Origin of the sequence: Paenibacillus sp. 37, from assembly GCF_008386395.1 — a bacterium.
In the GTDB taxonomy this organism is placed as follows: domain Bacteria; phylum Bacillota; class Bacilli; order Paenibacillales; family Paenibacillaceae; genus Paenibacillus; species Paenibacillus amylolyticus_B.
Window position 1 is genome coordinate 190,447 of the sequence record NZ_CP043762.1, and the last position, 18,384, is coordinate 208,830.

Sequence of the window (18,384 nt, forward strand, 5' to 3'; positions counted from 1 at the left end):
TACGGAGTGCGACTTGATAATTCCAGGATTCCCCCACGGCAATGCAGCGGGATTTCAATCCACGCACTCCATACGGAGTGCGACTCATCAATGCTTCGCTTGTAATCATAATCGGTAAATTTCAATCCACGCACTCCATACGGAGTGCGACTGTCGTCACTCAGAACCAGGAGACAACCGTTTCCGTATTTCAATCCACGCACTCCATACGGAGTGCGACTACACCCCAATCCTTGGTCTGCAAAATGATTGATTATTTCAATCCACGCACTCCATACGGAGTGCGACGGTTAAGTCGGTTACGGTTATAATCCGACATTTGGTATTTCAATCCACGCACTCCATACGGAGTGCGACAGCGGAAATACACGTATTAAGTTATGTTAAGAATCCCTTAATACGTATTTCCGATACTTATTCCACATATTAGCTCCACTATATCCCACAACAGCATATTAACTCAATATCCTTGTTGCCAAAAGGTCATAAAACTGAAGATTTCGACAAATTTCGAGGTGCGAATCTCGCTGGGAATTCATGTGCGCTTTGGGTTCGCACCTGTTTCAGCTGACTTCATGGCCTTTCGCAATTCATTACTACCAATGGATCAAGGATGAACTATCCTCTCCCCCGTCCTACAAGTTTCTCATTTTCGTTTCTTGAGAAGATCCAATACTTTTTTATTTTGGTCTAATATTTTTTTAATTCCCCAGTTGGGCACTGTGGTGTTAGGTTTATGATTACCTGCAGGTTTTATAAGTGTTTTTTCTCTCACAATAATCCAGCTCCCCTATCATTTTGTTAACAAGGGTTGGCCTTATTGTAGACTTTTAAACTATCAGAAGAAGAAATAAAAAAAGATGCTCTATGATATTTCATAGAGCATCTTGGAGCACATAAACAGTAATTATCTATTTTTAAGGATATTCAGCACGTTATCGTTTGCTTTCAAAATTTTCTCTAGGCCCATATTCTTTTCAATCGTGGTCTTAGGTCGACGAACAACAACCTTATCCGGGGTTGCATCAACTTTTTTAGACTGTTTAAAAAGTGTCATAACTATCACCTCATATACTTAATATACCACACTACCTATCTATGAACCAATCAAATATCTGGACTAGATTAACAATATTATTAGATCAATCCCATTCAATATGGCTCCAGATTCCGCTGCTTGGATAGTGATAATGAAACTATTGGTAGATCCGAAGAAAGGTACACAAATTGTATTTCCTTCCTCTACCACGTAAACTGCTGCTTCTGCTAATTCTTTACTCATTTCCTCTTTGTTCTCTTCAGGGATCAGGATACTGTTGCTTCTTTCAATCTGAGAGAGAGAATTCCTTATTTTAGTCATTCGTATTTCTATGTCGCTGTCGAATTGAATCAATGTAGTAGAGATCTGTAAGCCGAAGGTATCCGTGTAATATCGAAGATACTCTTTTAACATAGACGAGTACAAATCCTACTCTGGCAACTGATCCTTCTGCTCATCTGTGAGCTCGGTTAGATGATGTTGTGAGTACTGAACAACTGCAGTAAACTGAGCTGTTTTCTGAAAACTAGAGAGAATGATCAGTTCATTATCCCGTATTGTGTTTTCAATAATTTGATCATTTTTTTTGAATTCAGTATTTCCGATCTTTTGAATACTTGGCGTTTCTAAAATAGCCAGGTCAATAAAGATAGCTATACTGGCGAATTGTACGGCTTGCACCCAATCATATAATAGAATGTGACCGGCTAAAATCATCCCAAAATAAATAAGTGCCATAATGGCATAGGACGTTTTACGGATGTTCAACAAATTGCTTTCATACCAACCACGATTGTACCAGTGTATTGCCGTTGCGAGTCCTGCTATGGCCATAAAATAGCCATCCATCCGAAATAAAACATGTAGTTTCTCCAAACACTGTAGACTTCAGAATGGTATACAACATATAAACTCTATTGAATTCATAAATCATATTTAAATACAACATACCATTCTCCTGTTACTTATTGGTCGGACACTATAGTTTGCTGAAACGTTTCATCACGAACAATTTCATGACCAGACCAATTATAAGCTTTTATTTTACCTGGACCTAAGCCTATTAAGAGATTGACAGAAGAACAAATGAAATCAACCAAAGCAAAACGCAGACGAGAGGATTTATTGCTTAAATGCCTACTGCTGGTCAATACAACTCCAAATTTATGGATAAGTTTGGCTGTTGTTTCAAGCAGACTTGATTATTGTTTTAATCTTGGTCTGTATAGACACAGCATCGCTATTGGCAATACTGCTACTGGCGACCACTCAATTTAATATCTCATTTGAAAAGACCAAGTGTTTAAGCATCTGGTCTTTTTTTGATTTCTTTAAAAAAGTGTCGATACTTGCTACCCCGCTCTCAAATATATTCATAGTAAATACCTTACAAGCCTTACATTAAAGGAGATAGTACAGTTAAAAATATATCTACTGAATCAGCTTTTAGCGAAGAATACTTTGGATTGGAAGAAAACACCTTCTTTTAGCAATTATAATTACTGGCAAGAACTGAACGACCGTATCCTTGTTCTGAATAATTCTGTAGATGAATTTATCGTTGAGGAATAATGCTCCCCATCCTCAAATGGAACAAAGCGGACGAAGGCAATCTTGTTGAAGACCAAAAGCCAAGCTCTCCGAGCGAAGACCTGTTCGTTAGTCTTGTTCTGGGGGAACCATCAATAAATCAGAAACACCAGTTCACTGATGCTTTGACAATTACCATAAAGCACAGGTTCTGTAATACTTGTCCCCGTCCACCAACGTTCCAAGCAGAATCAGACGCCCAATTGTTGCAGAAGATTAGGCGACTAATCATCGGTGGTTTATTTCAATCCACACACCCCATACGGAGTGCGACTGCGACACCAACACCTTCAATCCCAGCAAGCAGCAATTTCAATCCACGCACTCCATACAGAGTGCGACGAGCTTAAAAACCCGGATGAATACAACGAAGCCTGATTTCAATCCACGCACTCCATACAAAGTGCGACTTGACGACTATGACCTGATGGACCTTGATCCAGAAATTTCAATCCACACACTCCATAAGGAGTGCGACGTTATGACAACCTGAAGTCCAAACGGGCCAACATCACATTTCAATCCATGCACTTCATACAAACTGCGACCGCTTCAGCTTCTCTTGCATCTGATGTGCGCGGTATTTCAATCCACGCACTCCATACGGAATGCGACAGTGTGCTCCAAAAGATAAGGCAAACTTTAACGTATTTCAATCCACGCACTCCATACGGAGTGCGACGCCAGCATCGCGCAGGCACTCGGGATCTCTTCAAAATTTCAATCCACGCACTCCATACGGAGTGCGACTTCAATGTCGTCAAGAGCGTGTTCACCGGTGCTTGATTTCAATCCACGCACTCCATACGGAGTGCGACATCTTTAAGTTCTTCAAACGTCATACCTTTATCAATTTCAATCCACGCACTCCATACGGAGTGCGACCCTCGAACTGGAATGAAACCGCGCTGCGGGTCACGATTTCAATCCACGCACTCCATACGGAGTGCGACGAGGTTACGGACTCCTTCGAATACCTGGCGGGAATTTCAATCCACGCACTCCATACGGAGTGCGACTGCCTCGACGATAAACACGCGTTTAATCTGGCGGATTTCAATCCACGCACTCCATACGGAGTGCGACCAGTGTCTCTTGCCGCGCTTCTGTAGCTTTGGCTTATTTCAATCCACGCACTCCATACGGAGTGCGACAAATGATTTGGACGGATATAGGGTGTACCTGGACGATTTCAATCCACGCACTCCATACGGAGTGCGACTCAGGCTCTTGCCCTCCTGTATAATCTCATCAGCAATTTCAATCCACGCACTCCATACGGAGTGCGACAAGGTAGTGGGCAAGTATTACCCGGACTCGTAACGAATTTCAATCCACGCACTCCATACGGAGTGCGACGCAGAGGAAAGAGAAGCACACTATGCTGTATTAATTTCAATCCACGCACTCCATACGGAGTGCGACAATCGCACCGCAAGTTCATCGTAAGGTTCAGATCAATTTCAATCCACGCACTCCATACGGAGTGCGACCATACATATTGAAACAGCATTGTTTAATTGTTAAATTTCAATCCACGCACTCCATACGGAGTGCGACAGCGGAAATACACGTATCAAGTTATGTTTAAAATACCTTAATACGTATTTCCGATACTTTTTCCACATAATAGCTCCACTATATCCCACAACAGTATATAAACTCAATATTCTTGTTACCAAAAGGTCACAAAATTGAAGATTTCGACAAATTTCGAGGTGCGAATCTCCCAGGGAAATCATGTGAGCTTGGCATTCGCACCTCTACCTGGCGATTATCCAAGTAGCTTATAACATAGCTTCCCTCGAGCCAAACAATAGAAAGCATACTTCCTTTCCGCATACTATTTCATACCTTGGAACCCATCACGTGAATCCTTCGCAAACTGGATTCAAGCTGATTTAACTTTACACTACGCATCTTTACGATGTTGAACGAATTCCAAGTGCTTCCTTTTTATGTCCTCAGACACCTCTGTTTGTGGCAGCAGAGATTCATAAACGACTGTCGTACTTTCCTCATTTAAAACATCAGGAAGGATGTGAAATAAACCCTGTAATTGGCTTGTTAGATTCATATGTTTCGTAATAACAATGCCTTTTGATTTTACTTTGATCAAATCGATATTTGAATCATTATTAAATACGATAATGGAATGGAACGGTATGTCTTTATAGCGTTCACCCAAAAAAAGCTTAATAGCTCGAATATGCCCCGCATTCTGCATAATTGGATTGTAAAATTCATTTCGATCCTCAATAAACGCTTGATTCCATATGCGTTCATCTTCATTCCCAACAATTACTCCCCGATAGTTCTTGGATTCAATTACATAGATTCCAGTACTATGGATGGCAACTAAGTCCACTTCAGTGTATTGTCCACTGCTTGTTGGTACATAAAGAGATGAAAGACATTTGATATGGGGGTGACTTTTTCGGAGAGCATCAAGTACAATCGCTTCTCCTTGCTGCCCCTTATCTAAAAAGACTACTGGCGTATCTACAAATGAGCTACTTTGCTCGCCTTCCCATCCCTCGTCATTTTCTACACCCCGGTCTATGCTTCTTTTCTGTTCTTCATGGGTAAGCGAGCGATTCATGGGGGTGCGGCTTGAGAATATCCCACTAAGTAAGCCTATTAAAGCTACAATTCCAAACAAAATCCCGACAACAAGTCCAAGGTGATCAAAAATCCACGTCACAATGGTTGCAGTTCTTGTTAGTAAATACACCTATCTATCACCCTCATTTAGAAACTTAGTTTGACCTATTCATAGAATGGTTCTGTACATCTAATTAAACTTACTTCCTACATGAGTCAAGTTATAGGGACCACATCTCGCTATATGAATTTGTTAGCTCTACGATCAGGAAGTATTCGCTTCATCGTTTTGTATGTGCAGTACACATCACATACACAATAGGGATATTTATTAAATAAATCGTGAATTCAATCATTCATTATGTTCCTAGGCCCGATTTAAACAGTTGTTATAATCAATCATCTCCTTCTTTTCATGCTCTACTCTATTATGCAAATCACTTCACGATAAAATTTAATTAGAGAATTTAGTTTTTGTTCATTAATATTGGTTTAAGATATTTATCCGATAATTCCGCTAGCATGCCTAACGCATTCTCTTGTGAAATAAATCCTAGTCCTGCAGATGGGAAGGGTATTAAGAAAATGTATAAGACCCTATTATCTAATGAAATTTCTGCCTTAAAGGCTTTTTGTAATTGCCCCTTACTGTTCCTCATATCACAAGAGAATGGGATGGATGAGAATAGATTTTTTCCAAACATTAATTCAAGAGCATCCTTCTTAAAGCCAGCAGCTCCGCCAATTCCAAGGAGAATTTGTGCCCTAGATTTTGTTAGAGCATTTTTGATCATTCTAGCTCTGAGATTCGTATCTTCTTTGAAGTCACTAAAACTCGATGTGGAGTATTTTTGGGGCTTGAATCTACCTTTTGATTTATTGAACGCTGCTAAATAAGGGTTGTCTTGATTTGGTTTATCTTCAGGAGATAGAGCTACTGCTCCATACTCATTTGGATACCATTTTCTCTCTGTTGATCTGGGAAGCGGTCTCCAGTCAATTAAAGCGGTTTGAATTCCCTCCGTATTTGGCTTGTAGAGCTTCTCGCCAATGTATTCCTTGATTACACCAAATGCAGCGGTATTAGTAGCACTTTGAAACCAGTAGTATGTGCTTCATTCATGTGCTAGGCAAAGCCTTGCAATAGCTCCATTAAAAACGCCTTTAGTAAAATCGTTAGGTTGTTTTTTTTCAATACTTGCTGAATCTGGATAATAAAATCCCTCTCGCCAGTTGTTTGCCTCAATACAATAATTCCTTATATCCGAAGATTCATCAGTTGTAATCAATCGCGTCCTGGCTTTAACGTTTTCTGTTACAGTATAACCACCCGTGCCCTCTTCATTTCCGAAAACTAAAATATCTGCATTAAGAATATCACCACAACCTATGTAGGAAAGTAATATATCGTATTCTGCCTTACTTAACCTCCAGTCCTCCACCCTGATTCCACCCTTTTGAAAGATATAATCTAAACTTGAATCCGATAAACTTGTCTCATCCAGCACGCTAGAACTTCCAATTTTAATTACTAGTCTCTGATGCTGATATTCTACGTGTCGTTAGATTTCAAGTTTATTCATCTTCTAATTCTTCTTGGCTTATTTTTCAATTTTTCTTGTTCTCTTTTGTCCTGCATTCCATAGAGACGAACAGCTTTTCTGATATGTTTCTCCATTAAATCTAGCTGAACATAGATATCTTTTAGTCCTCTCTCTTTAATCATGAAATTCCCTTTATACATGTTCATATCTAGTACATATGATCTTGAATAATTATTTGAATCTATATCTTGATAATCAATTTGAATATCAAAAATAGGGAAGTTTTTATTTTCATCCATGATTTCTATAAAACTACCTGCCAAAGCGTTAACGGTTTGACCTGGAGCTAAAAATGCAACGCCTTCATTAAGCATATATGCATTTATTAAATCTTTAGGAACTTCTTCCCCATTTCTTGGTTTCAAATGTATCTTAATATTCTTGGCCGCATTGTCACTCTTATTGGTCAACAAAAATGAAACCAGCTGAAGATCGTTTGAGTGAAAATAACCGATAACATTGGGCGTGTTATTTTCTTGACGAATTCTTTCGTTTTGCTTTAATGATTCAGCACTGTACCGTTGAGAGTTTCTAGCAAACCATACGTTGAGAGCGGTCAATAGGATAGTGAGTGTAATATTAAATACGCCAATGATGTTGATATTCTCTGAAGCCCATTGGTTAAAATTCATTCCTTGGCACTCCTTATGATTTATACATGTAGACGTTCATCACATTGTTTTGATGTGATTCTTAACAATAGTTTGTAAGAGAGTCTTCAGGTAATAACTCGCTTCCTTATCAAGCGGAACTTCATAATAACTTTGCTCCAATTTCAGAGCATTTTCCTCGTTTAAACTTGTGATTTTTTTGAACTCATCCAGTGAAAGCTCACCATGCTTCAATCCAAGCATATATGCTCTATCCGTTCCTTCATATGTAATCGCACCTTTAAAATCCTTAAACTCAGACTTATGAAAACGGATTAAGAAGAGTAGAAAGTGTAAGGACATCATCGCCTTTTTCGTGTTATATCCATATTGAGCGATCATGCTTTTCTGTGTTTCAGAGTTTGGTTTGGTAAGATCCCTCATCTGTCCTCTATACATGCCAAAACAACTATTGAACAGACTCTTTAAGTTAATTGTTGAAATCCTATCTCTGTAATTAAGAAGTTGCTCGATCTCAGCATATCCAAAGGTATCTACTTCTACGGAATATAGAAGTTCGAGGAAGGTGAGATTTGAATTGGTCAGTAGTTTTTCTAACTTTCTAACATCATGAATTTCGATATCTTCTGTCGTTGAAGTTTGAAAGTTCTTATATAGAGATCCTGTATACAAATCATTGAAGTTCGGTAACACAAAGTATTTGACATCCCTATCTGATGCTTCATCATTTAAGTTGCAAGTTAATGCTTCCCGAAACGGTTCTCAATACGGCTTCCCGATGATGTATCTTCACTATTCCTCACCCCTTCCTAAAGAAAGCCTTGTTTGATGTATCTTTCTTTCTCTTCTCGAATGCGATCCACGAGTAATACGATACCCAGAATAGTAACGGGAATATAGCAACTGCCATATATCGTTTATCATAAGGGAGCGTAAAAATAGCAACAATGGAGATCGGTAAAATAATGGCTAGTAGAATTACATATTTGCCCCAATGTGTTTTTAATATCTCCACCCCCTCCTTAGTCGATTGAAATCAAATTCATATGTACTTCGTTTGCCCACCTTCACTCAACATTCCTTCGTCCCAATCAAAACGGGTTGTAACGGGCTGTTGCGATACTCCCCAATGTCTGGAACTAATCTGCAAGCAAATCCTGATTCAGATAGCTTTTAGTGCGTGATATAGATACTTGGAATATCATTTTCTTACTACAGTTCACGTTCACATACTCATTTTCTCCATCGTTCTCAACACCAATCTTAACTCACGTTCATTCAATACGAACTCATCGTACACTCCTTATCACAAGCTCACACTTCATCATTAGCAGATAAAGCTGGAATATGCGCCAAAGTTCTTCCATCTGTCAGTTTTTCAATTCTATCTTTATGTACATTACGAAATATATCTGAATGGAGAAAACGCTCCGTTGAGCCAATGACACTATTGCCATCCAAGTACATTTGGTACTCTATACTTGAATGAAAGTAGATAGATACTTCGCCGTTTTCATCTGCAAGTTTATCAATATCGTATCTAGGGTTTAGCTTTAATCCTTCTTCTCTTTCTTTTTCCAATCTCTTAAAAAGTTCTGTTATAGTTTCCATTCACCCAAACCTCCTATTAAATAGATTCGATTAAATCAACCACACCGAATCCTATCATTATAAATCAAGTAAAGACAATCTCAAATGAATCCTATTCCCCCAACGGGTTCTTATATAGTCTACCATTTCTCAACATGCTATGGGTATACATGGGAATCACTTGTTTTTCCTTTCAACGTACATTGTACGTGCATACTCCGTTATATGGCACTTTATCAAAATAATTTTATACAAAGAAAATACAGAGATCGTACTATTTACTCGTAAAGGCGTCTTGAAATAGTATGCCTAATTTAAGTACTGTAACTTTTTTTGCCTGTCCTGCTGCTTATACGACTACCTTCATTTCATCTTTAAACCTACGTCACTAACCGCCCTCATCAGTCTTATCCATAGGCTATAGATAATCTCCAGGCATTCCACTCTTCAAAGTATCGCCGTCCCCATTGCTCACCATTTCATTAGAGGGACGATAAACCGTACGATTATCGTTAATTCATTAATCCCCCTCGTATTAAGCTCTCCTGTATGTGGTATAATCAAGGGGCGAAGGGGTCCAAATCTTCGCCCTGGCTCGTTTGTTTTCCTAGACAAACGGGCTTTATTTTTTTCGTTGATGTTGTCGAGTATATTCATTCAGTATGTTGTCCAACTTCTGCGATTTCTCCACTACCTCCACTGCTGTTAAACCCATCCGCTGCGCTAAATCAATAAGCTCTTTTCGCAACACTTCAATTTGAATACGTAACGCCTCCGTACCCATGTTGAGTTTTCCTCCTTTATACATCCTTTAATTAGAACAGACTTTTTTACCCTAAACCTCATTCGGCACCGTTTGCCTGTCTAGCCCTAGCGGCGATGAGCGGAATCTTTTAAGGTTGATGAGCAGTTATCTTACTAGCTGACCTGCCTTACCTTATGAAGTTTTCAAAGAAACAAATTATTCGTATACCGTAGCCGTCGCAGATTTAAGATCATATAGGTTCTCGCAGGGCAAGGCTGCCCGAAGGGACGACAAAATTAGGTGGAATGATTTTCTCAACATAATTTTGTCGCCTTGCCCGGAGAGGTTCTATATGATCCCATGCGGTTAGATGGCTACGGAATACGAATAATCTCTTTGAAAAACGGAATAGGGTAAGGCTCCACGCAAGGTATGCGAACGTGACTTTTTTCTTCTTCGAATATGCAACAAAGGTTTTGAGTCAAAGGTCTACTCAGGCGGTTTTGGAACGATGAAGGAATGAAGCGAGCGTAATGGAGTCATGGTTCCTTATTTGCTTCGTAGTACATGGTGGGTATTGTGAAGTGGAGTGAAACAGAGCGAAGTCTTGCCCATGATGTATGAGCATTGCCCCAAGTCTTTAGCTTCCTTGCTAGTCCCGTTAAGAATTCCAATGGAACCCGGACGACTTATCTGGGGTCGCTTGGGATTTAGGGACGGTGAACTGCGGGAATACCCCCGCTATATCTACATCTCTTAGCTTTATGTGTAAATAAACTTGCCCTGGTATTTGTTGATTGAAATTAAATGTATCTTAAACTACTAATCTAATCTGACCTTGAATCTGAAGAGATGATATGTATACAGAGCTACAACATCAATATTGGCTATACAATTACTAGAAGGCAGTGTGAAGGAATGATTGCCTCATCACTATAGCCATTTTATCTTTTATGACGTGTCTCCATGCGGTAATGATACGAATTAGTAGGAACCGAGAAATATATAACAAATAAGTTCTCGTAAAGGCAATACTTATGTATTTATCTTTCAACTCTATCCAAGCACAAAATTTCCAGCATAAGACGATATTCAATTTAATGTTCAGCGTGTACTCTTTAGTATCAATTCCAATCCATATATGGCTCATATCAGCACGAACGAGATCGAGACGTAACGCCACACATTAAATTGTGATGAAACAACAAAAATTTGCTGAACCTATGGCACAACGAGCTAAATACATTCACTTAATTAATCACGTATACATTACGTATATGTTTACGTGTATACGTAAATGTATTTAAGAGACCCTCTGCAATTTGCAGGTGACCTTTGTTTGTGATACATAACTAAACCAAAAAAAACACCCATCATTCGCTCATTAGGAGCAGTATGTTGAGTGCTTTTTCTTTATTGGATACCTTTGAGACGGAGCGGAATGCTTTCACTGAAGTTCGATCCAGCTGCTGGTGTTTGAAGTCTGATTACAAGATCGGTTAGTTGAATAGTTCCTGTTTTAGGGATAATCACAGCAGTGGTGTCTGTCCGGCTATTGCGATAAACGCGTGCAACTGTATTCAGCACACCTTTTTGGAAAAAGGCCTCCCGATCGGGACTATTAAATCCATCAACGCGAAATTGAATTTTTGTGTTAGGGTTATATTTTTTTGTATCTTTGTTAAATACCGGCCCACCTTTGAAATAGAGGACGTAACTGTTTTTCTGGTCTTTAATCATCAAATTAGTGATTGAAGGGCGGTTATTATACCACTTAAGCGTATTGATAGGCGCAATCAGTCCAAGGTTCGGGTCGCTAGGATCAGCCAAGTCGATAGCGATAAGAGCGTCCAGTTTAGCTTGGTACAGTCCATCTTTCGATGTGATGGTCATAAGCTTTTCGTTCCACATTTCTTCGACCGAAGACTTACCGGCTTGTTTCCAATCGGATTCCGGAGTAACCCACATTTCTGGCATCACGGTGAAGATGTTGGTACCATGCCATGCGATTTCTGCACTACCGACCGCATACCTGTCGACGTCAAGGGAAGCGCCGGTATTCTTGGTAAGAATACGTTCGATTACAACGATTGCCTGCGCACGCGTGGTCAGTCCTTTCGGAGCGATCTGCCCTATACCTACCCCTTTAATGAGACCGGCTTTCGTAGCGAGATACATCCATTTGTCATCTTCCTTTGTTGTTTCCCCGATCGCACGAGCTGCAACACGGGCCATCTCTTCGCGTGTCATCACTTTCGCCCAAGCCGCTTCGTTATCGTTAAAATCGTCAGTTGCGAAAAGACCTGCTTTGCTTGCGGTATCAACGTATTCCGTGTACCATTTACCGCTGGATGGGGTGGTTTCAAGCTCCATGGCCGAGACGACCATCTTCATGAATTCAGCGCGCGTGACGCTGGCGTCTGGTTTAAAGGTACCATTCGTATATCCATCGACATAACCTTTGGAAACGCCATTAGTAATAGCACCGGCGCCCCAGTGGGTCGATTGAACGTCGGAAAATGGAGTTTTAGCGGCTTGCGCGTTAGGTATTGTGATACTCATCGTACCTAACATAAGCGCTGCTGTCAGTGTGATTCCTGCGATTTTGATAAACTGTTTTTTCATGAACTCTCTCCTTTGATTCGGCGCTCTTGATTTAGGAGAAAACTCCTCAATATTCATTATCGTCACCATAGGCTTAGCGATTAAATACCTGCAAAAACCAAGTTGGATTTTATGTATCTAAAACTTTGATTGAACGATCCCTAAAGGTACACAAAAAAAGATCTTGAGCATTTCCGCAACGATCCCTATTGTCAGTCCGCTAGTGAAAACAGTAGTTGATCTCGGTGTTGCCTTCTTAAGTTTTATTAAGCTAACGTTTCGATAAATAGGAATTAAGCAATCATACAGTTAGTCCAAGTTTACTAATGAGTAAATCACCTTTTTCTATTTTCAATGAGTTCTTTTCTTGTTTAAACGCCCAACCAATTTCATTCGCGTGCCTTATTAAAAGTTCGCAATTCCTAGGTTTGTGTGGGTTAAAGTGCCAACTACCTTCCCATGTAAATAACACTTCAAAATATGAGGTTTTAGATGAATAAACCTTAAAATTAACAAACGTATTACTAGGAATCTCATTAATGACACAGTGAAACTGATAACCATTTACCATTATCTTTTTAGCTCTCTTGCGGAATGTCTTTCCCATACAAATGACCCTCCTGAAACACAATAGTCTTTCAAGCATGACGAGTCATACCTTAGTTCGAAATATACCACATAACTAGAACTATACTGCCTGTTGCTTAATCTTCACAATAGATCTTTTCCTTTAAAGCGACCTAACTTAGGCTGTAGGTTTCCATGGTATAGCAGTGGATTTAATCTTGACCTTCTTCAAATAATTCTCTGAGCATCCTATCCTTGTTATTCACAAACTCTTTCATCATCATAAAATGGTCGGTTTCTTCCAATACTTGGACCTCGATACCATCCGGCTTTAAATTGTAAATAATCGAATCTGGGTATGCCATAAGGATTGGGGAATGGGTGGCAATAATAAATTGAGAGTTTTGCAAAACAAATTCATGGATTCGTGTCAGCATCGCCATTTGGCGAAGGGGAGACAATGCAGCCTCAGGCTCATCCAGTATATATAATCCATTCTCCCCGAATCGATGAATGAACGTGGAAAAGAACGACTCTCCGTGCGATTGCTCATGCAAGGACTTGCCACCGTACGAATCTTTAATAGGGCGAATAGGGCGACCGAATGAAGGCTGACTGTCCAACTCATCGATCGTCGTGGCTAAATTATAATAACTTTCTGCCCGGAAGAAAAAGCCATCCCGCGGGCGTCGCGGACCTTTGATCAATTGTATATATTCATATAAGCTCGAGTGGGTAGCCTGGGTTGAGAAGGAAAAGTTGATCGTCCCACCCTCCGGGTTAAACCCCCATGCGACAGCAATGGACTCCATCAGTGTTGATTTGCCCATCCCATTTTCACCTACGATATAGGTTACCTTGGGGTGAAAATCAAGAGTATTTAGACTTCGAATGACTGCCAAATTAAAGGGGTAACGATTATAAGTGGGGACTTGGTGCCTTTTGAGCTGAATTTGTCGTAAATAGGAATGCTGTACATTCAATATAGTTTCACTCCCTTAATCGTTATCCTCACCTTTGTTGGCCGACGCTGACTCATGTCGCACCTTTAGTTTACTCCATCAATCAAATCATACCACATACCGAAACTACTCTGCCCGTTAGCTTAACAAGTATCGCCTATCTAATATAGTTCTCCACCGTCCTCCCCATTTCTTAGTTAATTCAGTGATTCTTAAGAACTATGATATGTGATACAATATTCCTAATCCTACCAGTGTTAGATGGATATCTTTAATGAAAAGATGAATTACATTTTCTAAATTGTGAGGTGAATTATCAGAGTAACAAGCTAGGTACTAAACATTGCTAGTACATAGAGTATGTTTTTGGGAGGCCGCTCTCAAAAATTAACGGTAATTAAGTATGAATAGAACGTACGGTGTAAGGCTTTTGTAGAACTTGAAGAACGAATTGATTTGAGGAGGAAATATGAAAAATATTTTAAAGGTTCAGGGTATTCTATTGGCTATTCTGCTGGTTATTGTGGTTCCTGGAAATGCATTGGCTTCAGGCTCTTCTTCCATCGCAACAAATGCACAAACATATCTGGAGTATATGGGTGAACACCTTAAAGATAGTTCAGCCTCTCCTACAGATAATTCCATGGGAAATGGTAAAGTTCATGGACAGACAAAACGATGGATTAGGAGCACGCTAAGAGAAATTGGCGTAGACTCTCGATATATTTATGAGCAAAATTTCAACACACAAAAAGACACTACTGGCGTTATTTCTGCGCCGTGGGGACATCATGTATTTTTTAAAGGCTCGAATATTGAAGTCACACTGAAAGGGAAAGATCCTAGCAAACAAATCATTGTTAGTGCCCATTATGACGGATCAGGCTATTCGAATAACGCTTCGGGGGTAGCATTAATGCTCGCTCAAATCAAGGAGCTAGTAGACAAGAAATCTCCTCACGCAGTTAAATTGCCGTATACCGTAAAATTTGTTTTTTTTGACATTGAGCGATTCGACAAGGGATCAGAGTACTATGCAAAGAAAATGACTGCAGCAGATAAGAAGAATACTCTTTTCATACTCAATATCGATAATATCGCCCGTGGTGATTACCCCAATGTTTATGGAGGCATAACCGATCCAAATAATAACTCTGTTGAACATACGGAAGCATATAAATTAGCCGTTTCCAAAGCCTTAGAATTAGGAATTAATGTATTTGATACAGAGGCGCTAGATGGATATTACAACACACATGGCAAAGGTCCCGAAATTAGCGAAAATACGATATATACCAACCCATGGACAAGCTCAAATCCTTCTCCGGGCGTAAAGTATTCTGAACTTTCTCCTTCAAATGGAATAAGTAGAAGTCATATGCTCTTTGTAGAAGCAGGGATACCTTATGCAAGTTTCCAAGCCTCAAACTGGTTTGCAAAAAGCATGGATGGTACTTTAATTGAAGCTCAAAATGAAGGATTAATATCTTTCGTTCAACGAGATTTCTACATTTCAGGAGGGAAAGAGCATGATACGATGAAAATTCTAGAAGCTTATTTTCCAGGACGTTCATTGGCACATTACAATGTGTACGGACCATTGTTGAACAAAATGCTGATGGAGCCAGACATCAAAATACTCCGACCTGGTCAATAAAAGTACTCTACATCAAAAACAGTTACAGGGAGCTATGATTCCGAATTGTTCGGAGCTTAGTTCGCCTGTAACTGTTTTTGTTTGATTTTTCTCGACTCTGAGATGTAATTTTAGCCGCCAAAAATTGAACGTTTGGTCACGATGTTTACTTTTAAACCTGTATGTAGGTATGCTGTCTTGTCATAAGGCTATTAGAGAAAACTCATAGGCTCATTTCTTATAAGAAACTGAATCCATTCTTCTTTTTCAACATATGGAACTATTAATTGATAGCTCTTACCGAAAACAAAACTTAAAAGAAACGTATCTAAATTTTCGAATTCTTGGAACCTCCCCTCCTCTTCTATTAGAATCAACGAACCAGAAAACTTGTCTATAAAAAGCGGTTTATACACTACTTGTCCTATCTCAAGCCACCTATTTATAAACTCAGGGAATTCGCTTACCCTAAATTGATTATCAGGTAATTCTTCATAGGTCCAAAAATCAATCGCCCCACAGCGTGCACCATTTGTTTTTTCTAGAAATGAAATGTACTGAGTGAGGTGAACAGAATTAAACTCAAACTGAATACCAGAGATCCCCTCATTTAACTCACCAACTATTATCCCATTTGGATCCTCTTTCAAGCTTATCTTTAACCTGCAAATTATATCTTTTAGATTCTTATTCATCTTTGGCTGCACTCCATATGTATATCTCATTAATAGCGTTGAATTTTCGTAATTATATCACGATGGCTTTGATTCATCGTATCATTAGCATTTGTAAATTGGGATAGAACAGGCTTAGCCGATACACTAATCATAATAACCACAAAATTACTATTATGACTCCTTTAGAATACATCTTCACAAGTGTTCACTTCGTATACTTACAGAAACCCCGAACGAGAAAGCCCAATTCTTTAGATGTGGGATAAAAGTGAGGTCGGATACGGAGTATCACTATTGTGATGCTTCAAGTATCCGAAATGTCTGCGTTCTTAATTTTTTAGCTCGTTTCAATTCATCTATTAAACTGATACAATATAGATATGAATGAATATAGAAGAACAAACACAACCGTAACTTTGTTGAACTATCATTTTGTGTTCTGCCCACGATACAGAAGAAAGATATTTCTCAAATTAGAGGTAGAACAGCGCTTCAAGGAACTGGTGCATGAGGTATGTGCAGAGCTTAACATTGTGATTGTTGCCATGGAGTGCGACAAAGACCATACACATATGTTTCTCAATGCACTTCCAACATTAAGCCCTGCTGATATCATGGCCAAAATAAAAGGAGTCACATCAAAAAAACTACGAGAAGAGTTTCCACACCTTCTGCATTTGCCCAGTTTGTGGACACGTTCCTATTTTGTTTCTACCGCTGGAAATGTATCAAGTGAGACCATCAAGCGTTATGTTGAACAACAAAAGACAAGGGGGTGAAGTAACTGTCTCAGACCCTAACGGTTAAGGTAAAGCTGCTGCCGACTAAAGAGCAGATCCAACTATTGCAACAAAGTAGTCATGAATATATCCGAGTTGTTAATACACTCGTGGCCGAGATGGTAGAAGAAAAGAAAAGGTTGAAGAAGACAACAAAAGACATTCCTGCTAATCTACCAAGTGCAGTAAAAAATCAAGCGATTAAAGATGCGAATAGTGTCTTCTCTACCAAAGTTAAGAAAAGTAAATACGCAATCATACCGATCCTAAAGAAACCGATTTGCGTATGGAATAACCAAAATTATTCTCTGGACTTCACGCACATTTCCATTCCATTCATGGTAGAGGGAAAATCTAAGCGTTTAAAAATTCGTGCATTGTTCATCGACAAAGACCATCGAAACGTTGACCTTTTGAAGCATAAACTTGGTACGCTCCGTGTCACGAAAAGCTCAGGTAAGTGGATAGCCCAAATTGCTGTCACCATGCCAACAACTGAAAAAACGGGGATGCGGATTTTGGGCGTTGATTTAGGGCTGAAAATCCCTGCCGTAGCCATAACAGATCATGATCGCGCTCGCTTCTTTGGGAATGGGCGAGAAAACAAATACAAGAAACGGAAGTTTCGTAGTGTTCGTCAAAAGCTAGGAAAACAAAAGAAAGTGAACGCTATTCGCAAGTTAGATGATAAAGAACAACGATGGATGAAAGACAAAGACCACAAAGTCAGTCGTGAAATCGTTAATTTCGCAGTCGAAAATAAGACTTCTGTCATTCGCTTAGAGCAACTAACGAATATTAGGCAGACGACAAGAACAAGTCGTAAAAACGAAAAGAATCTACACCGTTGGTCATTCTACCGTTTGGCACAATTCATTGAATACAAAGCAAATATGGCAGGGATCAAAGTGGAATATGTGAACCCTGCATATTCAAGTCAAACCTGTCCAGCATGTTCAAAAAAGAACAAGGCGCAAGATAGAAGATATAAGTGCCCATGTGGATTCAAGAAACATCGTGATATCGTTGGGGCGATGAATATTCGCTACGCAACTGTGATTGGCGGTAACAGTCAATCAGCCTAAGGTGCTATATGCACTGTCTTAGGAGGGGTAATGGCATACCCTAATCTTAGCATCTGTCCAAAGCAGAAATGAAATGAGGACGTTAAGCTTAGCTAAGAATCCCAATCACTTTAGTGATCTTGCCCCTTTAGGGGTGGGAGTGTCAATGGCTCTTCACTCTTTATGAGCTCCATCTCCTAAACCCCAACAAATAATGGTGAGTTACGCTAATCTTCCTGTTAGCTGAATCAAAGAAGCAGCCGATTATATTCATCAGCTGCTTCTTTGGTTTTCCGTGATTTTAATAACACA

Annotated in this window: 16 protein-coding genes, 1 pseudogene and 2 CRISPR repeat arrays (1 of these 19 only partly in view); of the genes and pseudogenes, 3 read left to right on the top strand and 14 right to left on the bottom strand. The window is 39.6% G+C overall.

Going from position 1 to position 18,384, the window contains the following annotated elements; translation table 11 throughout:
* A CRISPR array of direct repeats spans positions 1-357; the repeat unit is 33 nt; unit sequence ATTTCAATCCACGCACTCCATACGGAGTGCGAC; it begins 222 nt to the left of the window's first position.
* A 289-nt stretch (positions 358-646) separates the two neighbouring features.
* The 13 genes and pseudogenes from F0220_RS33295 to F0220_RS30990 form a co-directional block, all read right to left on the bottom strand.
* Positions 647-775 (bottom strand): hypothetical protein, encoded by a 129-nt coding sequence (locus F0220_RS33295; protein WP_262928165.1) that lies wholly within the window; start codon positions 773-775, stop codon positions 647-649.
* A 132-nt stretch (positions 776-907) separates the two neighbouring features.
* Entirely contained in the window at positions 908-1,057 is a 150-nt protein-coding gene (locus F0220_RS32715) for a hypothetical protein (RefSeq protein WP_176872959.1), read from the bottom strand.
* A gap of 63 nt (positions 1,058-1,120) precedes the next feature.
* Positions 1,121-1,888, bottom strand: a pseudogene (locus F0220_RS33145) (type II toxin-antitoxin system SpoIISA family toxin).
* A 982-nt stretch (positions 1,889-2,870) separates the two neighbouring features.
* Positions 2,871-4,189: direct repeats of the CRISPR family, unit length 33 nt; unit sequence ATTTCAATCCACGCACTCCATACGGAGTGCGAC.
* A 352-nt stretch (positions 4,190-4,541) separates the two neighbouring features.
* On the bottom strand, positions 4,542-5,363 hold the full coding sequence (locus tag F0220_RS30945; RefSeq protein ID WP_149847034.1) for a nuclease-related domain-containing protein: 822 nt from the start codon (positions 5,361-5,363) through the stop codon (positions 4,542-4,544).
* A 337-nt stretch (positions 5,364-5,700) separates the two neighbouring features.
* Positions 5,701-6,027 (bottom strand): hypothetical protein, encoded by a 327-nt coding sequence (locus F0220_RS30950; protein ID WP_149847035.1) that lies wholly within the window; start codon positions 6,025-6,027, stop codon positions 5,701-5,703.
* Between the two features lie 321 nt (positions 6,028-6,348).
* On the bottom strand, positions 6,349-6,741 hold the full coding sequence (locus F0220_RS30955) for a hypothetical protein (protein ID WP_149847036.1): 393 nt from the start codon (positions 6,739-6,741) through the stop codon (positions 6,349-6,351).
* A gap of 71 nt (positions 6,742-6,812) precedes the next feature.
* A complete protein-coding gene (locus F0220_RS30960) occupies positions 6,813-7,469 on the bottom strand; it encodes a DUF8453 domain-containing protein (protein ID WP_100528644.1) in 657 nt (218 codons plus the stop codon).
* A 39-nt stretch (positions 7,470-7,508) separates the two neighbouring features.
* Positions 7,509-8,141: a DNA polymerase beta superfamily protein gene (locus tag F0220_RS30965; protein WP_149847037.1), complete on the bottom strand. Its 633-nt coding sequence runs from the start codon at positions 8,139-8,141 to the stop codon at positions 7,509-7,511.
* A 621-nt stretch (positions 8,142-8,762) separates the two neighbouring features.
* Positions 8,763-9,059 carry a hypothetical protein gene (locus F0220_RS30970; protein WP_149847038.1) on the bottom strand — a complete coding sequence of 99 codons (297 nt, stop codon included), beginning with the start codon at positions 9,057-9,059 and terminating at the stop codon, positions 8,763-8,765.
* Positions 9,060-9,660: 601 nt separating this feature from the next.
* Positions 9,661-9,822 (bottom strand): aspartyl-phosphate phosphatase Spo0E family protein, encoded by a 162-nt coding sequence (locus tag F0220_RS30975; RefSeq protein ID WP_149847039.1) that lies wholly within the window; start codon positions 9,820-9,822, stop codon positions 9,661-9,663.
* A gap of 1,374 nt (positions 9,823-11,196) precedes the next feature.
* The gene (locus F0220_RS30980) at positions 11,197-12,408 is read right to left on the bottom strand and encodes an S-layer homology domain-containing protein (RefSeq protein WP_149847040.1); all 1,212 of its coding nucleotides are present in this window, start codon (positions 12,406-12,408) and stop codon (positions 11,197-11,199) included.
* A 280-nt stretch (positions 12,409-12,688) separates the two neighbouring features.
* Positions 12,689-12,994 (bottom strand): hypothetical protein, encoded by a 306-nt coding sequence (locus F0220_RS30985; protein WP_149847041.1) that lies wholly within the window; start codon positions 12,992-12,994, stop codon positions 12,689-12,691.
* Between the two features lie 172 nt (positions 12,995-13,166).
* Positions 13,167-13,907 carry an AAA family ATPase gene (locus F0220_RS30990; RefSeq protein ID WP_411157712.1) on the bottom strand — a complete coding sequence of 247 codons (741 nt, stop codon included), beginning with the start codon at positions 13,905-13,907 and terminating at the stop codon, positions 13,167-13,169.
* Positions 13,908-14,385: 478 nt separating this feature from the next.
* Between F0220_RS30990 and F0220_RS30995 the strand changes: the two genes are divergently transcribed.
* Positions 14,386-15,573, top strand: coding sequence for a M28 family metallopeptidase (locus tag F0220_RS30995; protein WP_149847043.1), 1,188 nt, complete (start codon positions 14,386-14,388; stop codon positions 15,571-15,573).
* A gap of 191 nt (positions 15,574-15,764) precedes the next feature.
* Here the strand turns inward: F0220_RS30995 and F0220_RS31000 are convergent, their stop codons facing one another.
* Entirely contained in the window at positions 15,765-16,247 is a 483-nt protein-coding gene (locus tag F0220_RS31000; RefSeq protein ID WP_149847044.1) for a hypothetical protein, read from the bottom strand.
* Positions 16,248-16,609: 362 nt separating this feature from the next.
* On the opposite strand from F0220_RS31000, the gene tnpA reads away from it, so the two are divergent.
* Positions 16,610-17,008, top strand: a complete 399-nt coding sequence (gene tnpA / locus F0220_RS31005; protein WP_101314323.1) for an IS200/IS605 family transposase — start codon at positions 16,610-16,612, stop codon at positions 17,006-17,008.
* Positions 17,009-17,013: 5 nt separating this feature from the next.
* Complete coding sequence (locus F0220_RS31010) at positions 17,014-18,093, top strand: RNA-guided endonuclease InsQ/TnpB family protein (protein WP_149847045.1); 1,080 nt, start codon at positions 17,014-17,016, stop codon at positions 18,091-18,093.
* The last annotated feature ends 291 nt before the right edge of the window (positions 18,094-18,384 follow it).